Source organism: Streptomyces sp. NPDC047869 (genome assembly GCF_040704065.1).
Lineage (GTDB): Bacteria > Actinomycetota > Actinomycetes > Streptomycetales > Streptomycetaceae > Streptomyces.
The window spans coordinates 1-1,725 of the sequence record NZ_JBEYRK010000071.1; the positions used below are offsets into that span (position 1 = coordinate 1).

Consider the following 1,725-nt stretch of genomic DNA (forward strand, 5'->3'; position numbering starts at 1 on the left):
TCTGGGGCCGCGTCGGCGGCGATCTCATGGATCTGACGATGCTGACCCGGGCCCTGAGGAACCACAACGGTCGCGGCCTCGACCGCACCGTTGCCGCGACCGCCGCGGTCACCGCCATCACGGCCACGGACGTCTACGCGGCCGTGACCCGCACCCGCAGGAGCACCCCCATGGAACTGACCGCGGCCACCACCGTCGTCCAGTCCCCGGACGAGGTCTACGCCCTCTGGAAGGATCTGACGCGGCTGCCGGACTTCATGGCGCACCTGGACGAGGTGCGCGTCACCGGTCCGCGCACCAGTCACTGGCGGGCCGGCGCGCCGTTCGGCAAGGCGGTCGAGTGGGACGCCGAGACCACGCAGGACGTCCCCGGCCGGCTGATCGCCTGGCGGTCGGTGGACGGCGCCGACATCGACAACTCCGGCGAGGTCCGCTTCGTGCCCGCCCCCGGCGGCCGGGGCACGGAGATCCGGGTGACCCTGCGCTACGACCTGCCCGGCGGAGCGGTGGGCAAGGCCGCGGCGCGCTACTTCGGCGAGGAACCGCACCAGCAGCTGGACGACGACCTGCGCCGCTTCAAGCAGATCGTGGAGACCGGCGAGGTCGTCCGCTCCGAGGGCGCGCCCGGCGGCAAGCGGGCCCGCGGCGAGTTCCCGCAGCACCCGGCCCGACCGCTGACCGAGGACGAGCTGAAGGAGGCCCTGGCATGAAGGCGAACTGCTGGACGGGACGCAACTCGGTCGAGGTGCAGGACGTCCCCGACCCGTCGATCCTCAACAGCCGCGACGCCATCGTGAAGATCACCTCCACGGCGATCTGCGGCTCCGACCTCCATCTGCTCGACGGCTACGTCCCCACCATGGAAAAGGGCGACGTCATGGGCCACGAGTTCATGGGAGAGATCGTCGAGGTCGGCCCCGGCGTCAGCGACAAACTGCGCGTCGGCGACCGGGTCGTCGTGCCCTTCCCCATCGCCTGCGGCGCCTGTGCGTCCTGCCGCGCGGAGCTGTACTCGTGCTGCGAGAACACCAACCCCAACGCCGGCATCTCGGAGAAGTTCTTCGGCCACCCCACCGCCGGCATCTACGGCTACTCCCACCTCACCGGCGGCTTCGCCGGCGGCCAGGCCGAGTACGCCCGCGTGGTGCTCGCCGACGCCAACGTCCTGAAGATCGGGCCGGACCTCACCGACGAGCAGGTGCTGTTCCTGTCCGACATCCTGCCGACCGGATACATGGGCGCCGACATGTGCGACATCCAGGAAGGTGACGTCGTCGCCGTCTGGGGCGCCGGCCCGGTCGGCCAGTTCGCCATGGACAGCGCCCGGGTCCTGGGCGCGGAAAAGGTCATCGCGATCGACAAGGAGACCTACCGGCTCGACATGGCCGCCGCCCAGGGCTACACCACCATCAACTTCGAGGACACCGACGTACGCTCGGCACTGCTCGAACTCACCGGCGGCCGGGGCCCCGACAAGTGCATCGACGCGGTCGGCATGGAGGCCACACACGGCGCCACCCACGTCCACCTCTACGACCGCGCCAAGCAGGCGGTCCGCTCCGAGACCGACCGGCCACACGCCCTGCGCCAGGCCATCCTGTCCTGCCGCAGCGGCGGCGTGGTGTCGGTCATCGGCGTCTACGGCGGACTGATCGACAAATTCCCCGCGGGCGCCTGGATGAACCGGTCCCTGACCCTGCGCACCGGACAGTGCCACGTGCAGAA

At 70.6% G+C, this 1,725-nt stretch carries 2 protein-coding genes; both read left to right on the forward strand.

The window, feature by feature from the left end:
- Positions 1-710, forward strand: a 710-nt coding sequence (locus AB0924_RS38555) for an SRPBCC family protein (protein ID WP_366913984.1), incomplete at its 5' end; no start/stop codon positions are given.
- A partial coding sequence (locus AB0924_RS38560; RefSeq protein ID WP_366913985.1) for a zinc-dependent alcohol dehydrogenase occupies positions 707-1,725 on the forward strand: 1,019 nt, incomplete at its 3' end. The genes AB0924_RS38555 and AB0924_RS38560, both read left to right, overlap by 4 nt.